This window comes from Actinoplanes sp. NPDC051346 (assembly GCF_040682215.1).
Classification (GTDB): Bacteria; Actinomycetota; Actinomycetes; order Mycobacteriales; family Micromonosporaceae; genus Actinoplanes.
In genome coordinates this window covers 232,713-255,045 of sequence record NZ_JBFBAJ010000002.1, presented here as the reverse complement: position 1 = coordinate 255,045, position 22,333 = coordinate 232,713, and the positions used below count along the sequence as shown (strand labels likewise).

The 22,333-nt window shown below is 72.4% G+C and carries 17 protein-coding genes; 7 read left to right on the top strand and 10 right to left on the bottom strand.

The genetic code is table 11. The features are described 5' to 3' along the window. Positions 1 to 32: 32 nt before the first annotated feature. The 4 genes from AB0M36_RS05575 to AB0M36_RS05560 all read left to right on the top strand — a co-directional run bounded on the left by AB0M36_RS05575 (position 33) and on the right by AB0M36_RS05560 (position 4,281). Complete coding sequence (locus AB0M36_RS05575) at positions 33 to 1,631, top strand: GGDEF domain-containing protein (RefSeq protein WP_364152901.1); 1,599 nt, start codon at positions 33 to 35, stop codon at positions 1,629 to 1,631. A 53-nt stretch (positions 1,632 to 1,684) separates the two neighbouring features. Further along, on the top strand, positions 1,685 to 2,062 hold the full coding sequence (locus AB0M36_RS05570) for a DoxX family protein (protein ID WP_364152898.1): 378 nt from the start codon (positions 1,685 to 1,687) through the stop codon (positions 2,060 to 2,062). Positions 2,063 to 2,716: 654 nt separating this feature from the next. Further along, on the top strand, positions 2,717 to 3,520 hold the full coding sequence (locus AB0M36_RS05565; RefSeq protein ID WP_364152895.1) for a hypothetical protein: 804 nt from the start codon (positions 2,717 to 2,719) through the stop codon (positions 3,518 to 3,520). Between the two features lie 152 nt (positions 3,521 to 3,672). Next, entirely contained in the window at positions 3,673 to 4,281 is a 609-nt protein-coding gene (locus AB0M36_RS05560) for a response regulator transcription factor (RefSeq protein ID WP_364152892.1), read from the top strand. Here AB0M36_RS05560 and AB0M36_RS05555 read toward each other — a convergent pair. The 4 genes from AB0M36_RS05555 to lanKC all read right to left on the bottom strand — a co-directional run bounded on the left by AB0M36_RS05555 (position 4,201) and on the right by lanKC (position 10,588). Next, positions 4,201 to 5,958: an ABC transporter ATP-binding protein gene (locus AB0M36_RS05555; protein ID WP_364152889.1), complete on the bottom strand. Its 1,758-nt coding sequence runs from the start codon at positions 5,956 to 5,958 to the stop codon at positions 4,201 to 4,203. The genes AB0M36_RS05560 and AB0M36_RS05555 overlap by 81 nt on opposite strands. Then, complete coding sequence (locus tag AB0M36_RS05550) at positions 5,955 to 7,655, bottom strand: ABC transporter ATP-binding protein (protein WP_364152886.1); 1,701 nt, start codon at positions 7,653 to 7,655, stop codon at positions 5,955 to 5,957. Before AB0M36_RS05550 ends, AB0M36_RS05555 begins: the two co-directional genes overlap by 4 nt. 99 nt (positions 7,656 to 7,754) lie before the next feature. Further along, on the bottom strand, positions 7,755 to 7,877 hold the full coding sequence (locus tag AB0M36_RS05545; RefSeq protein WP_364152884.1) for a SapB/AmfS family lanthipeptide: 123 nt from the start codon (positions 7,875 to 7,877) through the stop codon (positions 7,755 to 7,757). 5 nt (positions 7,878 to 7,882) lie between these two features. Further along, positions 7,883 to 10,588: a class III lanthionine synthetase LanKC gene (lanKC, locus tag AB0M36_RS05540; protein ID WP_364152881.1), complete on the bottom strand. Its 2,706-nt coding sequence runs from the start codon at positions 10,586 to 10,588 to the stop codon at positions 7,883 to 7,885. A gap of 295 nt (positions 10,589 to 10,883) precedes the next feature. Here lanKC and AB0M36_RS05535 point away from each other — a divergent pair, with 295 nt between their 5' ends. Further along, the gene (locus AB0M36_RS05535; protein ID WP_364152879.1) at positions 10,884 to 11,444 is read left to right on the top strand and encodes a DUF3455 domain-containing protein; all 561 of its coding nucleotides are present in this window, start codon (positions 10,884 to 10,886) and stop codon (positions 11,442 to 11,444) included. 2 nt (positions 11,445 to 11,446) lie between these two features. Here AB0M36_RS05535 and AB0M36_RS05530 read toward each other — a convergent pair whose 3' ends face one another. The 6 genes from AB0M36_RS05530 to AB0M36_RS05505 are packed head-to-tail and all read right to left on the bottom strand — an operon-like array spanning position 11,447 to position 16,628. Beyond that, the gene (locus AB0M36_RS05530; RefSeq protein WP_364152876.1) at positions 11,447 to 12,064 is read right to left on the bottom strand and encodes a malonic semialdehyde reductase; all 618 of its coding nucleotides are present in this window, start codon (positions 12,062 to 12,064) and stop codon (positions 11,447 to 11,449) included. Then, complete coding sequence (locus AB0M36_RS05525; protein ID WP_364152873.1) at positions 12,061 to 12,573, bottom strand: flavin reductase family protein; 513 nt, start codon at positions 12,571 to 12,573, stop codon at positions 12,061 to 12,063. Before AB0M36_RS05525 ends, AB0M36_RS05530 begins: the two co-directional genes overlap by 4 nt. Positions 12,574 to 12,588: 15 nt before the next feature. Continuing rightward, positions 12,589 to 13,920, bottom strand: coding sequence for an LLM class flavin-dependent oxidoreductase (locus tag AB0M36_RS05520; protein WP_364152870.1), 1,332 nt, complete (start codon positions 13,918 to 13,920; stop codon positions 12,589 to 12,591). A 14-nt stretch (positions 13,921 to 13,934) separates the two neighbouring features. Further along, positions 13,935 to 14,795, bottom strand: coding sequence for an ABC transporter permease (locus AB0M36_RS05515; RefSeq protein WP_364152868.1), 861 nt, complete (start codon positions 14,793 to 14,795; stop codon positions 13,935 to 13,937). Continuing rightward, positions 14,788 to 15,606: an ABC transporter ATP-binding protein gene (locus AB0M36_RS05510; RefSeq protein WP_364152866.1), complete on the bottom strand. Its 819-nt coding sequence runs from the start codon at positions 15,604 to 15,606 to the stop codon at positions 14,788 to 14,790. Before AB0M36_RS05510 ends, AB0M36_RS05515 begins: the two co-directional genes overlap by 8 nt. Continuing rightward, the gene (locus AB0M36_RS05505; protein WP_364152863.1) at positions 15,603 to 16,628 is read right to left on the bottom strand and encodes an ABC transporter substrate-binding protein; all 1,026 of its coding nucleotides are present in this window, start codon (positions 16,626 to 16,628) and stop codon (positions 15,603 to 15,605) included. Before AB0M36_RS05505 ends, AB0M36_RS05510 begins: the two co-directional genes overlap by 4 nt. A gap of 507 nt (positions 16,629 to 17,135) precedes the next feature. On the opposite strand from AB0M36_RS05505, the gene AB0M36_RS05500 reads away from it, so the two are divergent. Together AB0M36_RS05500 and AB0M36_RS05495 are read left to right on the top strand one after the other, a co-directional pair. Continuing rightward, positions 17,136 to 19,913, top strand: a complete 2,778-nt coding sequence (locus AB0M36_RS05500) for a LuxR family transcriptional regulator (RefSeq protein WP_364152861.1) — start codon at positions 17,136 to 17,138, stop codon at positions 19,911 to 19,913. Between the two features lie 90 nt (positions 19,914 to 20,003). After that, positions 20,004 to 22,229: a M4 family metallopeptidase gene (locus AB0M36_RS05495; protein ID WP_364152858.1), complete on the top strand. Its 2,226-nt coding sequence runs from the start codon at positions 20,004 to 20,006 to the stop codon at positions 22,227 to 22,229. Positions 22,230 to 22,333: the final 104 nt, after the last annotated feature.

The window sequence follows — 22,333 nt, the reverse complement described above, 5'->3', positions numbered from 1 at the left end:
GTCCGCTTCCCGCGCGACCCGAGGATAGGGTCATGGTTTCGCAACGGACGGTTGAGCAGGGTACGGCGGCGGTGTCGCCCCGGCTCTCCAACGGCATACCGGTGCGCCGCCTGCGAGCGGTCGGCGCCTTGTGCGCGACGTTCATCGCGCTGTACCTGTTTGTCGTGCTGGCCCGCCCGCTGAGCGACCACGGCATGATCGTCTTCGGCGATATCTTCCTCGTCGTGGTGCCCATGCTCGGTGCGACGCTGGCCCTGCTCGGATGGCGCCGGGCCGCCGGCACGCCGCGGTCGGGCAGCCTGTTGCTGGCCCTGGCCCTGCTGTCGTACAGCAGTGGTCAGGCCGTGTGGTGCTACTACGAGCTCTATGCCGGCGAACCCCCGTTCCCCTCGCTGGCCGACGTCGGATATGTCGCGTCGGTGGTATTTCTGGTCGTCGGCATCGCGGTGCTCGTGCCACGGCGACTGCACCGCGTCCTGGCCGGCCTGGACGGCGCGCTCATCGCCGGTTCGCTGCTCTACGTCAGCTGGGCCCTGGTTCTGGGACCGATCGTCCGCGGCGGCGCCGGCAGTCCGCTCGAGTGGAGCCTCCTGCTGCTCTACCCGATGGCCGACATCGCCACCGCCAGCATCGCCCTACTGGTGCTGGCCCGGGCCCGCACCGCGCAACGCGGCCCACTGGTCACCGTGGTGTTCGGCGCCTTCGGGCTGGCGATCGCCGACAGCGTCTTCGCGTACCTGGCCAACACCGACCGGTACGAGGCCGGAGGGATGGCCGACTTCGGATGGGTCGTCGGCTTCCTGCTGGTGGGCTTCGGGGTCTGGTGGATGGGCCCGGCGGCCACCGAGGGATCGGCCAGCGCCCCGCGACGCAACACCGCCGAGCGGCGGGAACTCCTCACGCTGGTGGGCCTGGCGCTGCCATACAGCCCGCTCGCTGTCGGCATGGTGATCACGCTCGGGTTGCTGCTGCGCGACTGGACCCTGGACCCGGTGCTGTATCTCATGGCCATGGGTGTGGTGATGCTCGTGGTCGGGCGCCAGCTCACCGCGATCCGGGACAACGTCAAACTGAACCGTCGCCTCGGCAGCGCCGTCGAGCAGTTGCGGGAACGCGAGCGCCAGCTGGAGTTCCTGGCCTTCCACGACTCGCTGACCGGGCTGGCGAACCGGGCGCTGTTCCACGACCGGGCGAGGCACGCGCTCGCCCGCCAGGACCGCCTCGGCACCCCGCTGGCCATCCTCTACATCGACCTGGACGGCTTCAAGGCGGTGAACGACCAGCTCGGGCACGCCACCGGCGACGCCCTGCTGCTCCAGGTCGCCGAGCGGCTCCGCGAGTGCGTACGCGCCGCCGACACGGTGGCCCGCCTCGGCGGCGACGAGTTCGCCGTCATCACCGAGCCGATCCGCGATGCCGCCGACGTGACCCTCGTCGCCGATCGCGTGGTGCGGGCCATCGCGGAACCGTTCGCGGTCGGCACCGGCATCGCGCGGGTGGGCGCCAGCGTGGGCATCGCTACCCGCGCGCCCGGCGAGGGGGACGTGGAGGCGCTGCTACGCCGCGCCGACGCCGCCATGTACGCGGCCAAGACCAACGGCAAGGGACGCAGCGCCCTCGCTCCGGTCTGAACGCAGTCCTTTAGGATCATCGATCGGTTCGGTGGCTATCATCCGGTGACCCCTTGATCACCGGAAGGACCTCCGTGTTCGCCAGCTATGTAACGATCAATATTCTCGCCTCGGTCTTCACCGCCATCACCGCCGTCACATACTTGATCAACCACCCCTTCCCGCGGTCCCAAATGGAAATGAAGCGCCTGCCTCTTTCCTGGATGCCCCGGCTGGGCGCGGCTCTGGCGGCGGGCTCACTGGGACTGCTGGCCGGCTTCGCGGTGCCGGCGCTCGGCACGCTCACCTCGCTCTGCCTCGTGCTCTACTTCGTCGGCGCGTTCATCGCCCACATGCGGGTGGGATCGCGCAACCTCGTCGGATGGGCCGTCTTCTTCGTCACGACGGTGGCGACTCTCGTGGTCAACGTGGCATACCACGGCCTCTGGTGAGGTGGTCACCCGATCGAGTGACGCCGCGTCGGTAGGCTCGCCCATTCCCTCACGACGCCCGAGACGCCTCTCGCCTGGTCGTCAGTGAGCGGATGCCGCCGCCAGCGTGGTTCGGTCAGCCCGGTGGCCGTCATCGCGGTTGTCGGTGCGGTCTCTTGGTCGACTCGCGACGGACTTCGACCGACGGTAGCCTCGGGCGAGGAGGTGGGGGTTGTGCGCCGAGATGTTGCCGCACCGGCGGTTAGCGCCCTCCTCCGTCTGCTGTTCGTGGCCGGTGCGGGCCTCGCGGCGTACATTGTGGTCGGTTTGCTGGGGCACCCGGCCTATGCCGACACAGGTGTCAGGGATGCGGCTTCCCGCGCCCTCGCCGGGGAGATAGTTCCGGACGTCGGCGGGCTTCGGGGCGACGAGTCGCCGGCACGAGGCACGATCACGGCGATCCCCGGGTTGACCATCCACCGCCCGGCGGCAACACCGACCAGGCCCGCCGCAAGACGGCACGAGCCCGCGGCCAAACCAGCCCGGCCCGCCGCAAGACGGCACGAGCCCGCGGCGAGGCCCACGCGGCCCTTCGCTAAACCGCTGCGTCGGGATGCTGCGAAGCAGCGCGAAACCGCACGGCCGGCCCGGCCCACCGAGCCGCCGCGCCGGGCGGTGGCCAAGGCTCGGGACCAGGCACGCACGGCCCTTCGCCCGCTCGAGCTCTCGGTTTCGACGCTGCCCGGCGCCCCGCTACGCCCCACGTCGCCCGATCAGGAGACTCCGCCGGCACTGCTCGACCTGAGCGTCGCCTTGCACGTGCCGACGCTGCTCGACCTCACCGCCGCACTGCACGTGCCAGCACTGCTCGACCTCACCGCCGCACTGCACGTGCCAGCACTGCTCGACCTCACCGCCGCCCTGCACGTGCCAGCACTGCTCGACCTCACGGCCGCACTGCACCTGCCGGTGCTGCCCGATCTGACCGTGGCCCTGCAGGTGCCGGTGCTGCCCGATCTGAGCGTCGCACTGCAGCTGCCGGCGCGACCCGGTGCCGGGGCACCGCCCCGGCTGCCGGCGCCTCGGCCCGCATGGGATTTCCCGGCACTCCCCGTCCTCGTCCCGCCGGTCGCCCCGGCGCCAGTTGCCGCACCGGCGGCGTCGATCCGGGCGGCCGGCGTCGTGCCGTGCCGCGAGGCGTCCAAGCTCTGGCGGACCGCCACAACGACGACCGCGGGTCTCGCCGCCCGCGTCAACTCCAAGCAACCCGCGGGCCCGACGCAACCGCCGAGCCTTCCGTCGCAGCCCACGCCGCACGGCACGAGTGAGCGCGCGGCCGGCGGAGCCGCCAGCGGCGCACCGATGATGGGTGCGCTCCTGGCGTCGTGGCATCCCGGAGCGGCATCGGCCCACGTGCCGCGCGACCGGACCACCGCCGCCCGTGGACGTACCGTCAACTACGCAGGACCTCCCAGCTGAGCAGGCCTCCCTTCAGGGGACAGCCAGCAGGCCATCACCGGCGCGTTCCCCCGCTGATGGCCGTCCGCCAGCGCCGCGCGTGACATCTCACCGACAGGTGTCCGGGCGCCGGCGTCCCACCGCCAAGCTCTGATCCGGCCTGGGAGGCCACCGTGATCCGCATACTGCTCGTCGAACCCATGAATCTTCTCCGCGGCGCCCTCGCCGTGACGCTGTCGCTCGAACCCGACCTGGTCGTGGTCGCCGAACTCGGGCGCATCGACGAGGTACTTCCGATGGCGCGAGCCGTGTCGCCCGACGTCGCCGTCATCAACACCGACCTGCTCGCTGAATCGGATCTGCCTGTCGTCGATCGGATGAATCTGGAGCTACCGCACTGCGGGATTCTTCTGCTGGCCGGTGAGGACGCGCCCGCCCGGCTCGGCCGCACGCTGGACGCGGGGGTCCGTGGCTGCGTCGGCAAGCAGGCGGCGCCGTACGAATTGGCGTGCGGCATCCGGCAGGCGGCGCGCGGCGAGCGCGTCATGGACGCGCGCGTCGCGGTCGCTGTGCTGGCCGCGCGGCGGAACCCGTTGTCGACCCGCGAGCGTGACGTGCTCGTGGCGGCCGCGTCGGGCGCACCGTCGCAGGAGGTCGCCGCCACGCTGCACCTGACCGCCGGCACGGTCCGCAACTACATCTCAGCGATCCTGCGCAAGACGGGCGCCCGCAACCGGTTGGAGGCGGTCCGCATCGCCAAGGAGTCCGGCTGGCTCGACTGACCAGTGCCCGACCAGGTCGCGATAGAGCGGTGAGGTGCCGCGCAGCGAGTTGTCGGTGCCGAGCGTCGCGGCCTCGCCGTCCAGCAGCAGGATCCGGGACGCTCGCAACGCCGAGCTGACCCGGTGAGCCACGACGACCAGCGCGCCGGGGCGGGCGGCGAACGCCTGCTCGGCGCGTGCCTCGCCGGCCGCGTCCAGGTGGCAGGTCGCCTCGTCGAGCAGGACCAGCCGCGCCGGCGACAGGTACGCGCGGGTCAGCGCCACGAGCTGGCGCTCGCCCGCCGACAACGCGTCCGGGGTGACGTGGGCGTCGTATCCGCCCAGTCGCCGCACGACCGCGCGGAGGCCGACCGCCTCGACGGCGCGGTCGATGTCCTGAACGTCGGCGTCCGGGCGTAGGTAGCGGAGGTTGTCGAGCAGGGTGCCGGTGAACAGGTACGCCTCCTGCGGGATGAGCACCCGGTGGCGGGCGAGCGTGCGGACGTCCAGCCGTCCCGTGCGCTCGCCACCGACGCGCACCTCGCCCTGTTGCGGTTGCAGGGTGCCGGCGAGCAGGCCCACGAGGGTGGACTTGCCGATTCCGCTGGGCCCGATGATCGCGAGATGGTCGCCGTCGCGGACGTCGAGGTCGAGGCCGCGGACCACGGGCTCGGCGCGACGGCCGTACGAGAACGTGACGCCGCGCAGCGTCACGTCCGCGCTGTCGGGCCGAGCCGCCGGGTCGCCGGGCACGACCGGCTCGGCCGAGCTCGCTCGCAGGATGCGGTCGAGCGTCACCACCAGGCGCACGCCACCGCCTCCCAGGCCGCCGACGAGCAGGTTCAGGGCTGGGTGCACCCCATGCAGCAGATAGATGAGGGAGCCGAGGACCGCCCCGGCGGTCAGCCCCCGGTCCACCAACCACGGCGTCGCCACCAGCACGACCACCAGCGGCAGCCAACCGCCGACGGCGAGGCTGATGCCGCGCGTCGCGGTCATCCGGACGACCGCCCGCTCGGCGGCGGCCTGGGCGTCGACCGGAACGGAAATCTCCGCCGCCATCCGGCGTTCGGCTCCACAGGCGACGATGTCGCGCAGCCCGGCGAACGCCCGGCCCGCGTGGTCGGCCAGGTCCTCGTCGGCGAGCACGTAGGCGCGCTGCCGGGCGGCCATCCTCGGCAGCGCCGCGACGAACACGGTCAGCCCCGCCAGCAGCGGCGCCGCGACGAGCAACGCCACCACGGGCGCCAGGGAGGCCAGGCCGACCAGGGCTCCGGTGATGGCGAACAGGAAGCCGCGCAGGGTCATGATCAGACCGGCGAACGTGTCCCGGACGATCTCCACCTGATGGGTGAGCCGGGCCACCGCCGACCGGTCGGCTCCCCCGCCGTCGATCGCGGCCCGGCGCAGCGTGCCGGCGACCACGTGCTCCACCAGTTCGTCGCGCAGCGGCTCCGCCAGGTCGGCGAGGCAGCGGAACGTGCGGTGGGTGCCGACCGCGCCCACCAGGATCGCCGCGGCGAGCAGGCCCAACCAGCCGAGGCCGGCGGCCGGACGGCCGGCCAGGAAGCCGTGGTCGAGCGCGCGGGCGACGGCCTGTCCGGACAGGACGGCGGGCAGCGCCTCGAGCACCGACCAGCCGGCCAGCCGGGCCAGCACCCGGGGATGACGACGCAGGAAGGCCAGCGCGAAGATCATCCTTTACCCGCCTGAAAGAGCGCCCGGTAGCGCGGGTCGGGCCAGAGCGCGTCGTGGGGCGCGCATCCCCGGACCCGCCCGTGGTCCAGCCAGACGACCAGGTCGGCCCGCGCGGCGGTGCCGGCCCGGTGGGTGACCACCAATCGGGTACGGCGATCAGCCGTGCCCACCAGCGCCCGGTACACCTCGTACTCCGTGACCGTGTCCAGACTGGAGGTCGCGTCGTCGAGCACGAGCAACCGCTCGGCGCGCAGCGCCCGGGCCACGCCGAGCCGTTGCGCCTCGCCGCCGGACAAGGGCGCGTCACGCAGCGGGGTGTCGTAACCGGCGGGCAGCCGGTCGACCACCGCGTCGACCCGCGCGGCCCGGGCGTCGGCGCGCAGCAGGTCCGGGGCGCGGCTGTCCGGGCCGAGCCCGATGGCCGCGCCGACGGTGTCGCCGATGAGCACCGGCCGGGCGAAGGCGTATCCGATCGCCCGCCGCAGCACGCCCGCGCGCAGGTGTCTCAGTGGCACACCGTCCAGCAGCACGTCGCCCTCGTCGGGGTCGAGCAGCCGGCCGGAAACCGCGGCCAGGGTCGACTTTCCGGAGCCGGAGAGACCGACCACCGCCAGGGTGGCGCCACCCGGCACCACGAGATCGACCCGGTCGAGGAGTGGCCGGTCGGCGCCTTCGGGAGTGCGTACGGTCACCGCGCGCAGTTCCAGCCGGCCCGCCCCGGCGGGCAGGTCGGCGTCGCCGTAGCGGTGCGTGGGCGCGGCGAGGACCTCGGCGATCCGCCCGCTGCCCGCCCTGGCACGGGCGATTCGTCCCAGCACGCCGACCACGCTGCCGAGGCCGGCGCCGATGGCGGCATATTGCAACGCGGCCAGCAGCGCGCCCGGAGTGAGTCGCCCGGCGGTCAGGGCCAGACCCGCGACGGCGACGACGGCGAGCTGGAGCAGCGGTGCTACCACCGCTCCCCGCGCGGCGGCCGTCCCGATCGTGTCCCAGGTGCGGCCACCGTGGCGGCCCAGGCTCGGCAACGGCCGCAGGACCCGGGCGATCTCCTGCTCGACCGTGCCGGCGGCGCCGATCGTGCGGGCACCGGCGAGTGCCTCTGTCAGCCGCGCCGCGATGTCGCTCTGAGTGCGCTGATAGCTGGTGGTCGCCTCGGCCGCGTCCGTGACGTAGGTGCGCATCAGCAGGGCGAGGACCATCAGCCCGCCGACGAAGGTGCCGCCGAGCCACGGGTCGATCAGGGTGAGGGCGACCAGGCTGCCCAGCGGCGGGACGAGGGCGGCGCCGGCCAGGACCACGGAAGCCGCGGCGCCTCCCGCCTCGGGGACCTGGCTCACGAGTCGGCTGACGAGATCTCCGGGCGGGTATCGGCGGGACACCCGGAGGTCTAACGCGACGATGTGACCGACGAGCGCGTGCCGCAGCCGGGCCGTGGCCCGCGCGGCGCTCATCCCGGCGGCGAGATCGGTCAGGATCTCGGCGGCGGCGATCAGGACGAGCAGTCCAACGGCGACCGCCAACCAGCGCGCCGGGTGCCCGTCCGGTGCGAGCACCGCGTCGACGGCGGCGCCGAGCGCGGCCGGCAGCAGCAGATCCGCGGCCGAGGCCGTCAGGGCCGCCGCGGCCAGCCCGGTCGCCCACGGGCCACCGTGCCGCACCGCCCGGATGAGCAGCCGATCACCGTCCATGACGGACATGGCACCTCCCCTGGCCGCCACTCGCACGGTGTGGCCCCGAACCGGGCTGGGGGGCAGTCCGGTTCGGGGCCGGTTCCGGGTGTCGCTGGTTGACGCCGGTCAGTTACAGGTCGTGACGCTGAGCGAGCTGTCACCACAGAGCAGCAGGCTGGCCCGGCTGCCACCGCCGCCGTACGCGGCCTCGGAGGACAGTTCCATTCCCTGCAGGTCGAGAAGTGCCATTACGTTTACCTCTTTCCGTGCTCGGTGTGGATTTCCTTCCCCTCCGGGCGGAGGGAAGCTGTGGGGGTGCCCGCTGCCGGGGTCAGGAACGGCAGGTCCACGGGCTCGTCGTGCAGTGCGGCGCCGAGGGCGAGCAGCACGCCGGCGGATCCGGTCGCGAGATCCATCGACAGCCGCAGCAGCTGCTCACCGGGGAAGGCGAGCCAGCCCCGGAAGGGCACGGCGTGCCAGGCCAGGCCGCGGATCTGTGCCCGCAGTCGCTCACCGTCCGGTTCGCGCCGAGCCAGGTAGCCGATGATGCCGGCCCGGCCCGTGAAGAGCCCCGACTGGGCATAGAACGGCGATCGCGCGGCAAGGCTGATCGCGTCGCTCGCCTCGGCGAGGCGTTGATCGTCGCGGTGGGCGAGCACCTGGTCGACGACCATGGCGATGCCGACGCTGCCCTGGGCGAGGTACGGCATGGTCCGCCAGCCCTCGTTGACCTCCATCGCACCGTCGTCGCGTATCACGCAGCGGTCGAGGTCCCGGCGTAGCGCCGTCGTGGCGCGGTCCAGCAGCGAGACGTCGCGGCTGCGCTCGTACATTCGAAGGAACAGCAGCGCGGGACCGGTCCAGCCGTGGGTGAGCCCGGCGTGGCCGTGCCGTCCGCCGCTGAGCGCGGGAGGGTCACCGGCGGCCCGGAGGCGTTCGGACAGCAGCTCGGTCGCTCGCCAGGCCGCGGCGCGCAGCGTCGCCTCGCCGGTGGCGTCCGCCAGGTGGAGCAGGTTCAGCCCGATGCCGGCGAGCCCGCTCATCAGGTCGGGGCCCAGCTCGTCCCACTTCTCGCCCAGGCAGCGGTCGACGATGTCGAGCGCCTCCTGCCGACGACCCAACCCGTGCAGCGCGTACGCGACGCCGTGTAACCCGTCGTAGAAGCCGAGCCGCGATCCGGAGGGCGGGCACAGTGCCCGCTGTACGAGCCACTCCTCGAAGCCGGGATAACGGCCGGCGCCCGTGACGTGCAGGGAGTGCAGCACACCGGCCGCGCCGTAGGCGAGGTTGAGCCCGCCCGAGTGGAACTGCTCGATATCGCCGGGGAAGAGCCGGTCGTCACGCTGCGGCGTGGCGCTGTCCACGATCGCGTCAGCGAGTTGCCGGCGCAGCTCCGGCCAGCCAGCGGCGCCGGCGTCGAACAGTCGCCACGGCGTCCCCGCCCCAGAGCCGGCGTCAGCGTCGGCGTCGGCGTCGGCGTCGGCGTCGGCGTCACCAGAGCCGGCGACGGCGGTGTCGGAGCGGGAGGCGCGCGGGCGGGTCGCGGCCGGTGCCGTGATCGTGGCCACGGCGTCGGCCAACCAGCCTTCGGGTACGCCGAACCGCTCGCTGATCACATCCGCGAAGTGCGACGCCTTGCTCGGCGCCAGTCGCAGCATGTTGGTGAGCGGAAGGAACAGCGCCAGTTTCAGGCAGGCCAGCGCGAACCGGTCGACGTCGCGCCCGCTGACGTCGCGCGGCGCCGCGAAGCCCTGGTTGCGCAGCCCCGGCCGGCGATAGCCGTCGACCGGCCCGGCGACCTCGAAGTCGACCAGCGCGACCGTGTCCCCCTCCGGCGCACCGGTGCGGACCAGCACGTTGAACAGGTGCAGGTCGCCGTAGACGAGGCCACGCTCGTGGATCGCGTCGATGATCCGCTCCACCTGCCCGTAGACGTCCATCGCCCACGCGGCGTAGTCGCGGTAGCGCCGCGGGTCCGCGGTCGCGTCGATGAGCGGATAGCGTTCGACCAGCAGCTTGTTCAGGGGCGTGCCGTCGATGAATTCCAGCGCCAGAAACTCGTGCTCGCCCAGCCGGAACCGGTCGCGCACCCGCGGCACGGGGAGGCCGGCCAGACGTTCGAGCGCGTCCTGCTCGTGGTCGAGGCGCGTCACCGCGTCCGCGCCGGTGGCGTCGAGTCCGGCGTGCGGCCGGGCCTCCTTGAGCACCACCCGGTCGCCGGAGCGGGTGTCCGTAGCGGTGTAGAGGCCACCGCCGTTGGAGAAGTGGATGACGGAATCGATGCGGTAGGGCAGATCGGTGGTGGTCGTGGCAGCGCGCGCCGCGAGATCCGGGGCGAGGAACTCCGGCAGCGTGATCCACGCGGGCATCCGGAAGACCGGGTCACGCCGGTCCGGCACGAGCCTGCCGGCCGGGTCGGCGATGGCGGGTTCGGTCACGCCGTCGACGACGCAGTAACGGGCGGCGAAACCGCCGTACCGGACGTGCAGCGGGCCGAAGCCGAGGCGCAGGTCGCTGAGAATGTAGGGCCCGGGCTCGCCGTGCAGCAGATCGCCGAGCTCCTTGCACACCAGCTCCAGCTCGGCCTCGTCACGCGGGTAGATCGTGACGAACTTGCCGCTGGTGCCGCGCCGGGCGTACTTGGCGTTGCGCATCAACAGGGCGGCCGGGCCGTGGATGAACTTGAACGCGACGGCGCGGCTCAGGCAGTAGTCGAAGACCACGTCCAGCACCCGTTCGGCGTTCGTCAGGCAGGCCGACACGTGGATCTTCCAGCCCTGGTCCGGGAGGCTGCCGCCGGTCGGTGCGTACACGAGCCAGTCGTCGAGGGCCTCGCGCTCCCAGCCGGACGGCACCGGTCGGCGCGCCGCGGTGAAGAACGCCGCGGTCGAATTCCGGGTGTTCAGCGAGTCGTAGAACAGCGGATCCACCACACAGAACCGTTCGTACTGCTTGTCCACGGCCCGCTCCCCTCTCGCCGTTCCCGGTTACCTGTCACCAGTCTTCGGGTCGGCACGCATCGACCCCAGTGAGCGCTGTCACCTGGTGTCGGTGAGTTGAGTGGGGGCGGATTGCTGACCGGGGTCATGTTTCAATCGCGCGGCGGCAGGTCCGGGCGCTGCCGATGTTCATCCATTGTGGGGTGCCCGAACAGGCAGTCCTTCCATCCACTCGGATGGATCGATGAACCGCGTCGAGCTTCCGCCCGTGTCCACCATCGACATGTTGAAATCCGAGTCGGAGGAGCCACACCCCATGCGGACCCCACTTCGTACCGCGATCCTCGGCGGCACCGCCGTCGCCGTCGTCGGCGCCATCGCCGCGGTGACCGTTCAGGCTTCCGCCGCCGAGCAGGGGCGGCCCGTGCCGCGCCCCAGCGCCACCAGCACGCCGTCGCCGATCGAGCCGCCGCCCGGGATGCGCAGGATCGGCAGCTACCGGGTGGTCAGCGGCACCCAGACGTACACCTGCGCCAAGGGATCCTTCGTCGGCCCCTCGGTGCCGGAGGCCAGGCTCGTCGGCGCCGGCGGGCGTGTCCACCATTTCAAGGGGCCGAGCTGGCAGTCCGAACGGGACGGATCGCTGGTCACGGCCGTGAAGGTGGGCGAGCTACCGCGCACGGGCACGATCCCCGAGCTGCTCCTGGAGGTCAACAGCCACAGCGGCCCGGCCGACGGTGTCCTCGCGGACGCGGCGTTCATTCAGCGGCTCGCCACATCGGGCGGCACTGCCCCGACCCGTGCCTGCGCGGACGGCGAGACCGTCGCCGTGCCGTACGGCGCCCGCTACGTTTTCTGGGGCCCGCGCAAGGGCTGAGTTCAGAGTGTGTGGATGACGTCTGTGGTGGACAGTCGTGGTAGCCGGGCCCGTGCCGTACCCGCGGGCCGGCCGATGTTGACCACCACCAGGGAGCGGAGTCGTCCGTCCGGGAAGAACTCGGTGTCGAGGCCGGCCGGGTCGAAGCCGGCCATCGGCCCGGCGGCCAGGCCCGCCGCGCGGATCCCGACGATGAGATAGCCGATCTGCAGGGCGGCGTTGAACCGGGCGTGCGCCTCTCGCTCGCCGGCGTGCCCGGGACCCGCGAACCACTCGCGGATCTCCGGACGGTGGGGAAACACCCGGGGCAGGTGGTCGTGGAACGAGGTGTCGGCGGCGAGGATCGCGGTGAGCGGGGCCGCCGCGGTCTTGTCGCGGTTGCCGCGGCTCAGGTGAGGCAGCAACCGGCGGCGGGCGTCGGTCGAGCGCAGCAGCACGATGCGCAGCGGCTGGCTGTTGAAGGCGGTGGGGCCGTGTCGCACAAGGTCGTGGATGGCGTGCACCTGCTCGTCGGTGACCGGGTCGGCGGCGAATGCGTCCGCCGTGCGGGCGGCGCGGAACAGCAGATCCTGTGCGGCCCGGTCGAGCGGGTGGAGGTCCTGCCCGGCGGGTGCGGTCATGACCGGACGCCCGGCTGCAGGTGGGCGTAGCGCCCGTCGTGGTAGAGCAGCGGGGCGCCGTCACCGTGCTCGCCGAGCAGCGGCTCGGCCAGGACGACGGCGTGGTCGCCGGCGGGTATCCGGTCGGTCACCCGGCACAGCAGCCAGGCCAGGGCGGCGTCCAGGACAGGGACGCCGTGCGGCCCCCGCCGCCAGGCGGTCGGCGTCGCGAACCGGTCGATGCCGCTGGTGGCGAAGCGTCGGGCGAGGTCGGCCTGGTCGGCGCCGAGCAGATGCACCGCGACGTGGGAGGCGCGGGCCAGGGTGGGCCAGCTCGACGAGTCGCGGCTGAGGCAGAACGACACCAGCGGCGGTTCCAGCGAGACCGACGTGAACGAGGTGGCGGTGAAGCCGGCGGGAGGTTCCCCGGCGGCGGTCACCACGGTGACAGTGCTGGCTTGGCGCCGCAGCAGTCCTCGCAGCCGTACGGCGTCCAGGCCGGCTCGTTCCGGCTCGGCGGTCAGGGTCACGCTTCCTCCTGGCGATCATGCGGCTGCGGGTACGCGGGCGTACGAGTTGGCGGGTTGCGGCAGGCCGTAGTGCCCGCGCAGGGTGTCGGCGGCGTACGCGGTGCGGAACAGTCCCCGCCGCTGCAGCTCGGGCACGACGTGGTCGACGAAGTCCTCCAGTCCGCCGGGCAGGTACGGCGGCATGACGTTGAACCCGTCGGCGGCGCCCTGCCGGAACCAGGACTCCAGCTCGTCGGCGATCTGCTCGGGGGTTCCGGCGACGACCCGGTGGCCGCGGCCGCCGCCGAGCCGGCGCAGGATATCCCGGATGGTCAGGTCCTCGCGCCGGGCGAGGTCGACGATGAGCTTGAACCGGGACTGGTGCGCTTCGATGGTGTCGGGCTCGGGCAGGGCGGGCAGCGGCCCGTCGAGCGGGTACGCCGACAGGTCCCGGTCGAGGAACTGGGAGAGCTGCGCCAGCGCGTAGTCGGTGACGATGAGGTCGTCGAACTCGCGTGCCAGCCGCACGGCCTCGGCTTCGGTGCCGCCGAGGACGGGAACGACGCCGGGCAGGATGGTGATCTGGCCGGGGTCGCGTCCGGCCGCGGCGACGTCCCGCTTGAGCAGAGCGTAGAAGTCCTGGGCCTCGGTGAGGGTCTGCTGGGCGGTGAAGACGGCCTCGGCGTAACGGGCGGCGAAGGCCCGGCCGTCGGGTGACGATCCCGCCTGCACGAGCAGGGGGCGGCCCTGCGGCGACCGGGGACTGTTGAGCGGTCCCTGGACCTGGAAGTGTGCGCCGGCGTGCGCCACCTCGTGGACCTTGCCGGTGTCGGCGAAGACGCCGGAGGCCGGGTCGAGGACGAGCGCGTCGGCCTCCCAGCTGTCCCACAGCTTGACCGCGACGTCGACGAACTCCGCGGCGCGGTCGTACCGGGCGGCGTGCGCGGCGGCGGCGTCGCGGTTGAAGTTGCGGGCCTCGGCGTCACTGGCCGACGTGACGATGTTCCAGCCGGCCCGGCCGCCGCTGACGTGGTCCAGCGAGGCGAAGAGCCGAGCGAGGTGGAACGGCTCGTAGTAGCTGGTCGAGGCGGTGGCGATCAGGCCGACGTGGGTGGTGGCGGCGGCGATCGCGGCGAGCAGGGTGATCGGCTCGAACACGGCCTGGAGCCGGTGCCGGGCGTTCGGTCCGGCGGAGAGGGTGTCGGCGAAGAACACCGAGTCGAGCAGGCCCCGCTCGGCGATCCGCGCCAGTTCGATGTAGTGCCGGACGTCGGCGACCCGCGCGGCGTCGGTGCGCGGATGCCGCCAGGCCGCTTCGTGGTGTCCGACGCCCATGAGGAAGGCGTTGAGGTGCAGGTGTCGGCTCATGGCCGGGTGTCCTTTCACGATGTTCGCCAGGTCGAGAACCGGTGCTCGACCGCGAGCAGCAGCTGGTTGACGACGAGGCCGATGGCGGAGATGGTGATGATTCCGGCGTACATGTCGGGGATGGCGAAGTTGTACTGGGCGTAGTTGATGAGGTAGCCGAGGCCGGCCTTGGCGCCGACCATCTCGGCGGCGATGAGGATGAGGATCGAGAACGCCCCGGCGAGCCGGATGCCGGTGAAGATCGCCGGGACGGCCGCCGGCAGGACGATCTTCTGGAAGAGCCGCAGCGGCCCGAGCCCGAGCGACCGGGCCGACTTGATCAGCAGCGGGTCGACGGTGCGGACCGCGGTGACGGTGTTGAGCAGGATCGGCCAGGCGCAGGCGTAGAAGATGATGGCGATCTTCGAGGTCTCGCCGAGTCCCAGGATGAGCACGAAGACGGGGAGCAGGGCCAGCGCCGCGGTGTTGCGGAACAGCTCCAGCAGCGGATTCAGCAGGTTCGCGACCGGCCGGTACCAGCCGATCACCAGGCCGAGCGGGATGGCGGCGGCGACGGCCAGGGCGAACCCGCTCAGCGACCGGCTCAGGCTCGCCTGGATGTGGGCACCGAGTTCGCCGGACAGCAGCAGCTGCCACCAGGCCACGAGAACCTCGGACAGCGGCGGCAGGAACGTGGCGTCGACGACGCCGAGGCGGGGGAGCGTCTCCCAGACGAGGGCGAGGACGGCGATCGCCGCCACGCGGCCGCCGATCGCGCCGGCCAGGCGTAGCGCACTCCCCCACGCGCCGGCTCGCGGGGTGGGCGGGGCCGCCGGCACCGGTACGGCGGCCCGCGGCGCGGCCACGGTGGTCGGGGTGCTGGTGACGCTAGGCAACGGAGGCCTCCTGACGGTCGCGGGTCAGTTCCTGCCGTTGCGCGCGGCTGACCTCGTCGCGCAGCAGGCTCCAGATCTCGTGCCGGTACCGGGTGAACGCCGGGTCGGAGCGCAGATCCTCGGTGGCCGACCGGGCGGTCAGCGGCACCTCGATGACCTCCTTGATCCGTCCCGGCCGCGAGGTCATCACGGCGACCCGCTGGCCGAGGTAGACGGCTTCCTCGATGCCGTGGGTGATGAAGACGATCGTCTTGCCGGTCCGCTCCCAGATGCGCAGCAGCTCGTCCTGCAGCCCGTCGCGGGTCTGCGCGTCCAGGGCGGCGAAGGGTTCGTCCATCAGCAGGACCTCCGGGTCGAAGGCGAGGCTGCGGGCGATGGCCACCCGCTGTTTCATGCCGCCCGAGAGTTCGTGCGGGTACCGGTCGGCGAAGCCGCCGAGCCCGACGAGCTCCAGTTGGTCGCGGGCGCGCTCGACGCGGTCGCGCCGCGGCACGCCCTTGGCCTCGAGTCCGAACTCGACGTTGCCCTGCGCGGTCCGCCACGGCAGCAGCGCGTACTGCTGGAACACGACGCCCCGGTCGAGGCCGGGCCCGCGCACCGGCTGGCCGTCGACGAGGATGCGGCCCGAGGTCGGCGTGGTGAGGCCGCCGAGGAGGTCGAGCAGGGTCGACTTGCCGCAGCCGCTGGGGCCGACGATGACGAGGAACTCCCCGGTCCGTACGTCGAGGGTGACGTCGTCGATGGCGGTGACGGTCCGGCCGCGGGCGTGGAAGCGTTTGCCGACGTTGTCGAAACTCACCTTGGCGGTCATCGGGCCGCACCGTCGCGCGCGGCGTCGTTGAACTCGTTGGTGAAGACGTCCTTCGCGGTGATCTGCTTGCCCTTCAGCTCGCCCGCCGCGTTCAGCCACTCGATCCAGGTGGTGAAGTCGCGCTCCGCGATGGCACCGCCCGTGCCGGCGACACCCCAGCTCTTCCAGTACGTCACCAGGTTGGTGTCCTCGTTGCGGCCGCGCTTGCGGATGATGTCGGCGAACCGGGCCTGGACCACCTCGCGGGGCTGCGTACGGGCCCACTCGATCGCCTTGCCCACGCCGGTGACGAAGGTCCGCACGGTCGTGGGGTTCTTCTTGAGGAAGTCGGTGCGCACCACGTAGCTGCCGGCGGTGAACTCTCCGAGCAGGTCGACGTCGGTGAACAGGGTGTGGATACCGCCGCGGGCCAGCGCCTTGTCGCGCAGGGTCTGGCTCAGCGCGGCGACGTCGATCTGCCCCTGGCGCAGCGACTGTTCGGCGTTCACCGGGGGTACGACGACGAGCTCGACCTGCTTGATCTCCGCGTCGTTGAGGCCGTTGCGGGCCAGGTAGGTCTTGATGACCGCCTCGGCGTGGGCGCCCAGCGTGTTGACACCGATCTTCTTGCCGATCAGAGCCCGGGCGCTCGTGACGGGACTGCCGTCCAGCACATAGAAGCCCATGTTGGTGAGCTTGTCGGAACCGTAGTAGCCGACGACGGCCTTGACGGGGGCCTTGGCGGCGGCCAGCTTGACGATGGCGCCGTTGAACGCCCCGCCGAAGTCGGTGTCGCCGGTCGTGGCGGCCTGGATGTCCTGCGGGCCGCTGATCGTGTTGCCGATCCACGAGAGCCTGACATTGCCGAGGTAACCGAGATCCTGGGCAAGCTCCGGGGGTGTCACCTGGCCTACCGAACCCTGGTACCGCAGCTCCGTCACCTCGGATCCGCCGGCCGCGCGACCGGCGGCACCGCAGCCCGAGGTCGCCGTCACGGCCGCCACGACGGCGATGACCGCCCACGATGCTCTGACACGTCTCATGGAGATACTCCTGGATTTTCGATACGCGGGTATGCCGATGAACCGCCTGAGCAGGCGGTATGCGGTGGAGAGGAGTCCGCCCGGCAGCCGGGCCCGGAGGGGAACAGCGGGCGCTGCCGGTGGCTGGAGGGCTCAGGGGTGGGCGACGATGTCGCCGTCCCTCAACAGGCGCTGCTGCACACCCGAAGAAAGTCGACGAAGCGGCGTCGAATGAGACGTGCGCTCCGGTTCATGCGAGGACCGTAACCTCCCCGCCCGACGCCGGTCAGCGCATTGTGGCCCACATCACCTATTAATCCTATGTGTTTAAAGGATTTACCAGGCCAGGGGCGGGTTCCTCATGATCACGTTTCGCGTGATCGCGGGCAAGGGCCGGCGGACCGCGCCGCACCGAGGGTCTTTACATCTATGCCTGAAGATTGTCACATTCACAGGCATTGATGCTTTCTGGTGAAATTCTCTAGGCTGAAGCTCCTCGATTTCGTCTGCACCCGGGGGGAGACGGCCGTGGACACCGACGCACCGCCCACGACCACCCTGTTCGGCAGGGAGCCCCTGCTGACCGCCGTCGAGACACGCCTGGCCTCGGGCGGGGGTGTCGCGCTGCACGGGCCGGAGGGCATCGGCAAGACCGCCGTGCTCGACGCCGTGGCCGCCGCGGCCACCGCACGCGACGAACTGGTCGTACGGTTGCGGCCGGCGTCGGCCGAGCGACTCCTTCCGTACGCGGGGATCGCCGACCTCGTGGCCCAACTGCCGGACACCGCGATCGCCGCCCTGCCACCGGCACACCGCGCGGCCCTGACGATGCTGCGTCAGGGCGCTGTCCCCCGCACGGGCGCCCCGGCGCTGGCCCGCCGCCTGGTGCTGCCGAGCCTGCTCGCGCACTGCGCCCGCACCCGGCCGGTGCTGCTCGTGCTCGACGACGTGCAGTGGCTCGACGCCGAGTCGGCCGAACTGGTGGGCTTCGCGATGCGCCGGCGTCCCGGGCCGAGGGTCCGGGTCGTCGCCGCGCAGCGCCTCCCGGACGACGTCGGGCGACACCGCGCCGCCCGGCTGTGCCCGGCGCCGGTGGCGGACCTGCTGGTGCCGCCGCTGGGCGCCGACGATCTCACCGCGCTGCTCGAGGCGCGGGGTCTGCCCTGCCGGACGGCGACCCGCCTGCACGAGGCCAGCGGCGGGAACCCGTTCCTGGCCCTGACCCTGGGCGCCGTGGCACCCGGGCCGCAGTGGCGTCCGGCACCGCTACCCGAGGCGGCCCGAGCCCTGCTGCGCCGCCGCGTCGCCGCCCTGCCGCCGCAGGTCGCCAGGACCCTGCTGGTGGCCGCGCTGGCCACCGAACCGACCCTCACCGTGCTGGTCCGGGCGGGCTACGAGGACGCGGACCGTGACCTGCGGGTCGCCGCGGCGGCCGGGGTGGTGCGGACCGACGGGGAGACGATCCGGTTCACGCCGCCGGCACTCGCCGACGTGCTCGTCGAGGACGCCGGCGCCGCCCGCCGGGCCGGTGTCCACGACGCGCTGGCCAACACGGCGCTGGACGAGACGATGGCCGTGCGACACCGGGCCCTGCGCAGCGGTCGCCCGGACGCGGACGTGGCCCGCGACCTGATCGAGGCGGCCGGGCGGGCGCTGCGTCGCAACGCCGGGCGTACGGCCGCCGAGCTGTACCTTCTCGCCGCCGACCGCTGCCCGCGCAGCCTCGCCGCGCAGCGCTTCGACTGGCTCGTCGCAGCGGCGACCACCGCGGCCGCCGCCGGCGCTCCCGTGGTCGCCGGGCGAGCCGCCGAGGCGGTCCTGGCCGCCGCCGACGCCCCGGCCGCCCACCGGGTCCAGGCCCGGATCGTGCTGCTGGACCTGGCCGGTCAGGCCCTCGCGACCATGGAGGAGACGTTCGCCGGCGCGCTCAACGAGGCCGGCACCGACGTGACCCTGCTCGCTCCGGTGAAGTTGCGGCTCGCCTGGGCCGCGATGCTCGGCGGCGAGGCGCGCACGGCGGCGGTGTGCGCGGCCGAGTCGGCCGGAGCGGCCCGCGCGGCCGGCGATCCGACGACCGAGGCGATGGCGCTCAGCTCGCTGGCCCAGGTGCAGCGGCTCCGCTCGGAACCGCAGTGGACCGCCACGTTACGCCGGGCGTTGTCGTTGCCCGCGCCGCAGGTGCCGGGCATGTTGCACCTGAGTCCGCGCTTTCTGGCGGCACGGTTCGCCATGATGGACGACCGGCTGGACGAGGCCCGCGCCGAGCTGCTCACCCTGCTCGCCGTCGCCGAGCACGACCACACCGGCGAGGCCCTGGTGGAGGTGCTGCGCAGCCTGTCCGAGGTGGCCGTCCGGGCGGGCAGGTGCCGCGAGGCGCTGCGGTACGCCCACCGCGCCATCACCGCCGGCCAGCACGCCGACCTGAGCCCCGGCCCCACCTGGTACACGGCGGCCGTGGCCGAACTGGCCGGGGGCAGCCTCGCCGCCGCGTCGGGGTACGCCAGCCGCGGCGTCCGAGCCTCCGAGCAGGAGGGCGACAGCCTGTATCTGCGCCGGAGCCTGCACGCCCTGGGGCAGGCGCAGCTGCGCGCCGGTGAAACCCGCGGCGGCGTCGCCACCCTGCGCCGGCTGAGCGATCTCGAGGGCGGCGCGGCGGACCCGATGATCGTGCGCTGGCAGGGTGATCTCGCCGGCGGCCTGGCCGCGCTCGGCGAGCACGAGGAGGCCGCCGCGAACCTCGCGCAGGCGCGGGCCGCCGCCGCCCGGCTGGGCGCCACCCCGGGCCTCAACGGCTTCCTCGACCGGGCGACCGCGGTGGTGCTCTCCGAGCAGGGCCAGGCCGGCTCCGCGGTGCTGCTGTCCGCCGCCGCCGCGCGCTACTTCGCGGACCTGCGCCAGCCGCTCGAGCAGGCTCACGCGCTGCTGGTGCAGGGCGGGGCGGAGCGGCGGCGCCGCCGGTACGCGGCCGCCCGCGCGGCCCTGGGCGCGGCGCTGGCCCTGTTCCTCGCCGCCGAGGCGAAGCCGTGGACCGAGCAGGCCGAGCGGGCGTTCGCGCGTACCGAAGGGCCCGCCGCGCCCCCCACCGAGCTGGGCCTGACCTCGACCGAGGCCCGCATCGCCGGGCTCGTGCGCGACGGGGCCAGCAACCGCGAGATCGCCGGCCGGCTGTTCCTCAGCGTCAAGACCGTGGAAGCCACCCTGACCAGGGTGTATCGCAAGCTCGGCGTCCGGTCGCGGACCCAGCTCTCCCAGCGGCTGCCGGCGACAAGGGTTTTCCCCGATTCGGTGACGGTCGTCGATGCATAGCGTCAGCTCAACCAGCCTGGCGCCTCCCCAACCCCCGGGACATGGCACCCAGGCCTCGCCCTGATCGGGTCGAGAGAAGGAGTGACGAGCGTGGGATCTAGAAGACTCATCTCAGCCTCGGCGGCGCTCGCCGCCGGGGCCGCGCTGACGCTGGCCGCGGCGCCCGCCTCGGCCCAACCGCAGCGGGCGCCCAGCCCGCCGTCCGGCCCGGCCCTCGCCGCGTCGGCCGCCGACCGGCTCGTGAGCAGCCCCGGCTCCGCGTCGCTGCTGCGCCGCTCCGACGGTGACACGCTCACGCGGACCGGTGTCGTGCAGGGCACCCGTGGGCTGCAGTACGTGACGTACGCCCGGACGTTCAAGGGCCTGCAGGTGGTCGGCGGCGATGTCGTGGTGACCACGGACGCGGCGGGCACCGTCAAGGACACCGCCGTCGCGCAGACCGCGCAGATCGCGGTCGGTACCACCGCGACCGTCAGCGCCGAGCGGGCCGCCGCGGCCGCCAGGGGCCGGCTGGCCACCGTGGACAAGGCCGCCGCCCCGCAGCTCAAGGTGCTCGCCTGGGGCACGCCGAAGCTGGTGTACGAGGCCGTCGTCGAGGGTCGTTCGGCGCAACACGACGCCAGCAACCTGCACGTCTTCGTCGACGCGCACACCGGCAAGGTGGTCGACCAGGTCGACTACGTGCGCGAGGGCACCGGCAACGGCTACTACTACGGCAACGTCACGATCAACACCTCCGGCTCCGGCTCGTCGTACTCGATGACCGACCCCACCCGTCCCGGCCTCAAGTGCGGCGGGCAGAACGGCAACGCGTACACCGGCACCGACGACAACTGGGGCAACGGCTCGGGGACGGACCTCGAGACCGCCTGCGTCGACGCGCTGTGGGGCGCCCAGCGCCAGGTCGACATGCTCAGCTCCTGGCTCAACCGCAACGGCATCAACGGCAACGGCAACAACCCGCCGATCCGGGTCGGGCTGAACGCGGTCAACGCGTACTGGAACGGGTCGTACACCAACTTCGGCCACAACCAGGCCAACACCCGCCAGGCCACGCCGATCGACGTGGTGGCGCACGAGATGGGTCACGCGATCTTCCAGTACACGCCGGGCGGTGCCGGCAGCGGCAACGAGAACGGCGGCATCAACGAGTCCACGGGCGACATCTTCGGCGCGATCACCGAGGCGTACGCGAACAGCCCGCTCGACCCGCCGGACTACCAGGTGGGCGAGGAAGTGGACCTGGTCGGCGACGGCCCGATCCGCTACATGTACAACCCGTCGCTGGCCGGCGACCCCAACTGCTGGTCCACCGCGATCCCGTCGACCGAGGTGCACGCCGCGGCGGGTCCGCTGAACCACTGGTTCTACCTGGTCGCCGAGGGCTCGGCGCCGACCAACGGCCAGCCCGCCAGCCCGACCTGCAACTCGTCCACGGTCACCGGCATCTCGATCCGCAAGGCCGCCGAGATCTACTACAACGCGATGCTGGCCAAGACCTCCACCTGGAAGTACGCCAACGTCCGTACGGCGTCGCTGACCGCGGCGAAGAACCTCTACCCGAACAGCTGCACCGAGTTCAACACGGTCAAGGCGGCCTGGAACGCGATCAGCGTCCCGGCTCAGACGGGCGAACCGACCTGCACAGGCACCCCGACCAACGATTTCTCGATCTCCGTCTCGCCCGCCTCGGGTAGCGTCGCCGCGGGTTCGTCGGCCACCACCACGGTCGCCACGGCCACCACGTCCGGCACCGCGCAGACCGTCGCGCTGAGCGCCTCCGGCCTGCCCAGCGGCGCCACCGCGACGTTCAACCCGGCGTCGGTGACCTCGGGATCCTCGTCCACGCTGACGATCTCGACCAGCGCGTCGACCCCGTCGGGCACCTACTCGATCACGGTGACCGGCACCGGCTCGGTGACCCGCTCCGCCACGTACACGCTGACCGTGACCGGTGGTCCCGGTGGCAGCTGCACCGGGACCAACGGCACCGACGTGTCCATCCCGGACGCCGGCGCGGCGGTGACCAGCGCGATCACGATCAGCGGCTGCGGACGCAACGGCTCGGCGACCTCCACGGTCGCGGTGAACATCGTCCACACCTACCGCGGTGACCTGGTGATCGATCTGGTGGCTCCGGACGGTACGGCGTACCGGCTGAAGAACAGCAGCGGCATCGACAGCGCCGACAACGTCAACACCACCTATACGACCAACCTGTCGAGCGAGGCCGGCAACGGTGCCTGGAAGTTGCAGGTCCGCGACGTGTACCGCATCGACACCGGCTACATCAACACCTGGACGCTGACCCTCTGATCCTTTCGCTCGACAGCCCGGGTCGCCGGATTCCGGCGACCCGGGTCACCCATGTCGGTACCGGTGTTGTTCGGCCGATCGGTGGCTCCCCCCGGCGAGGCTCG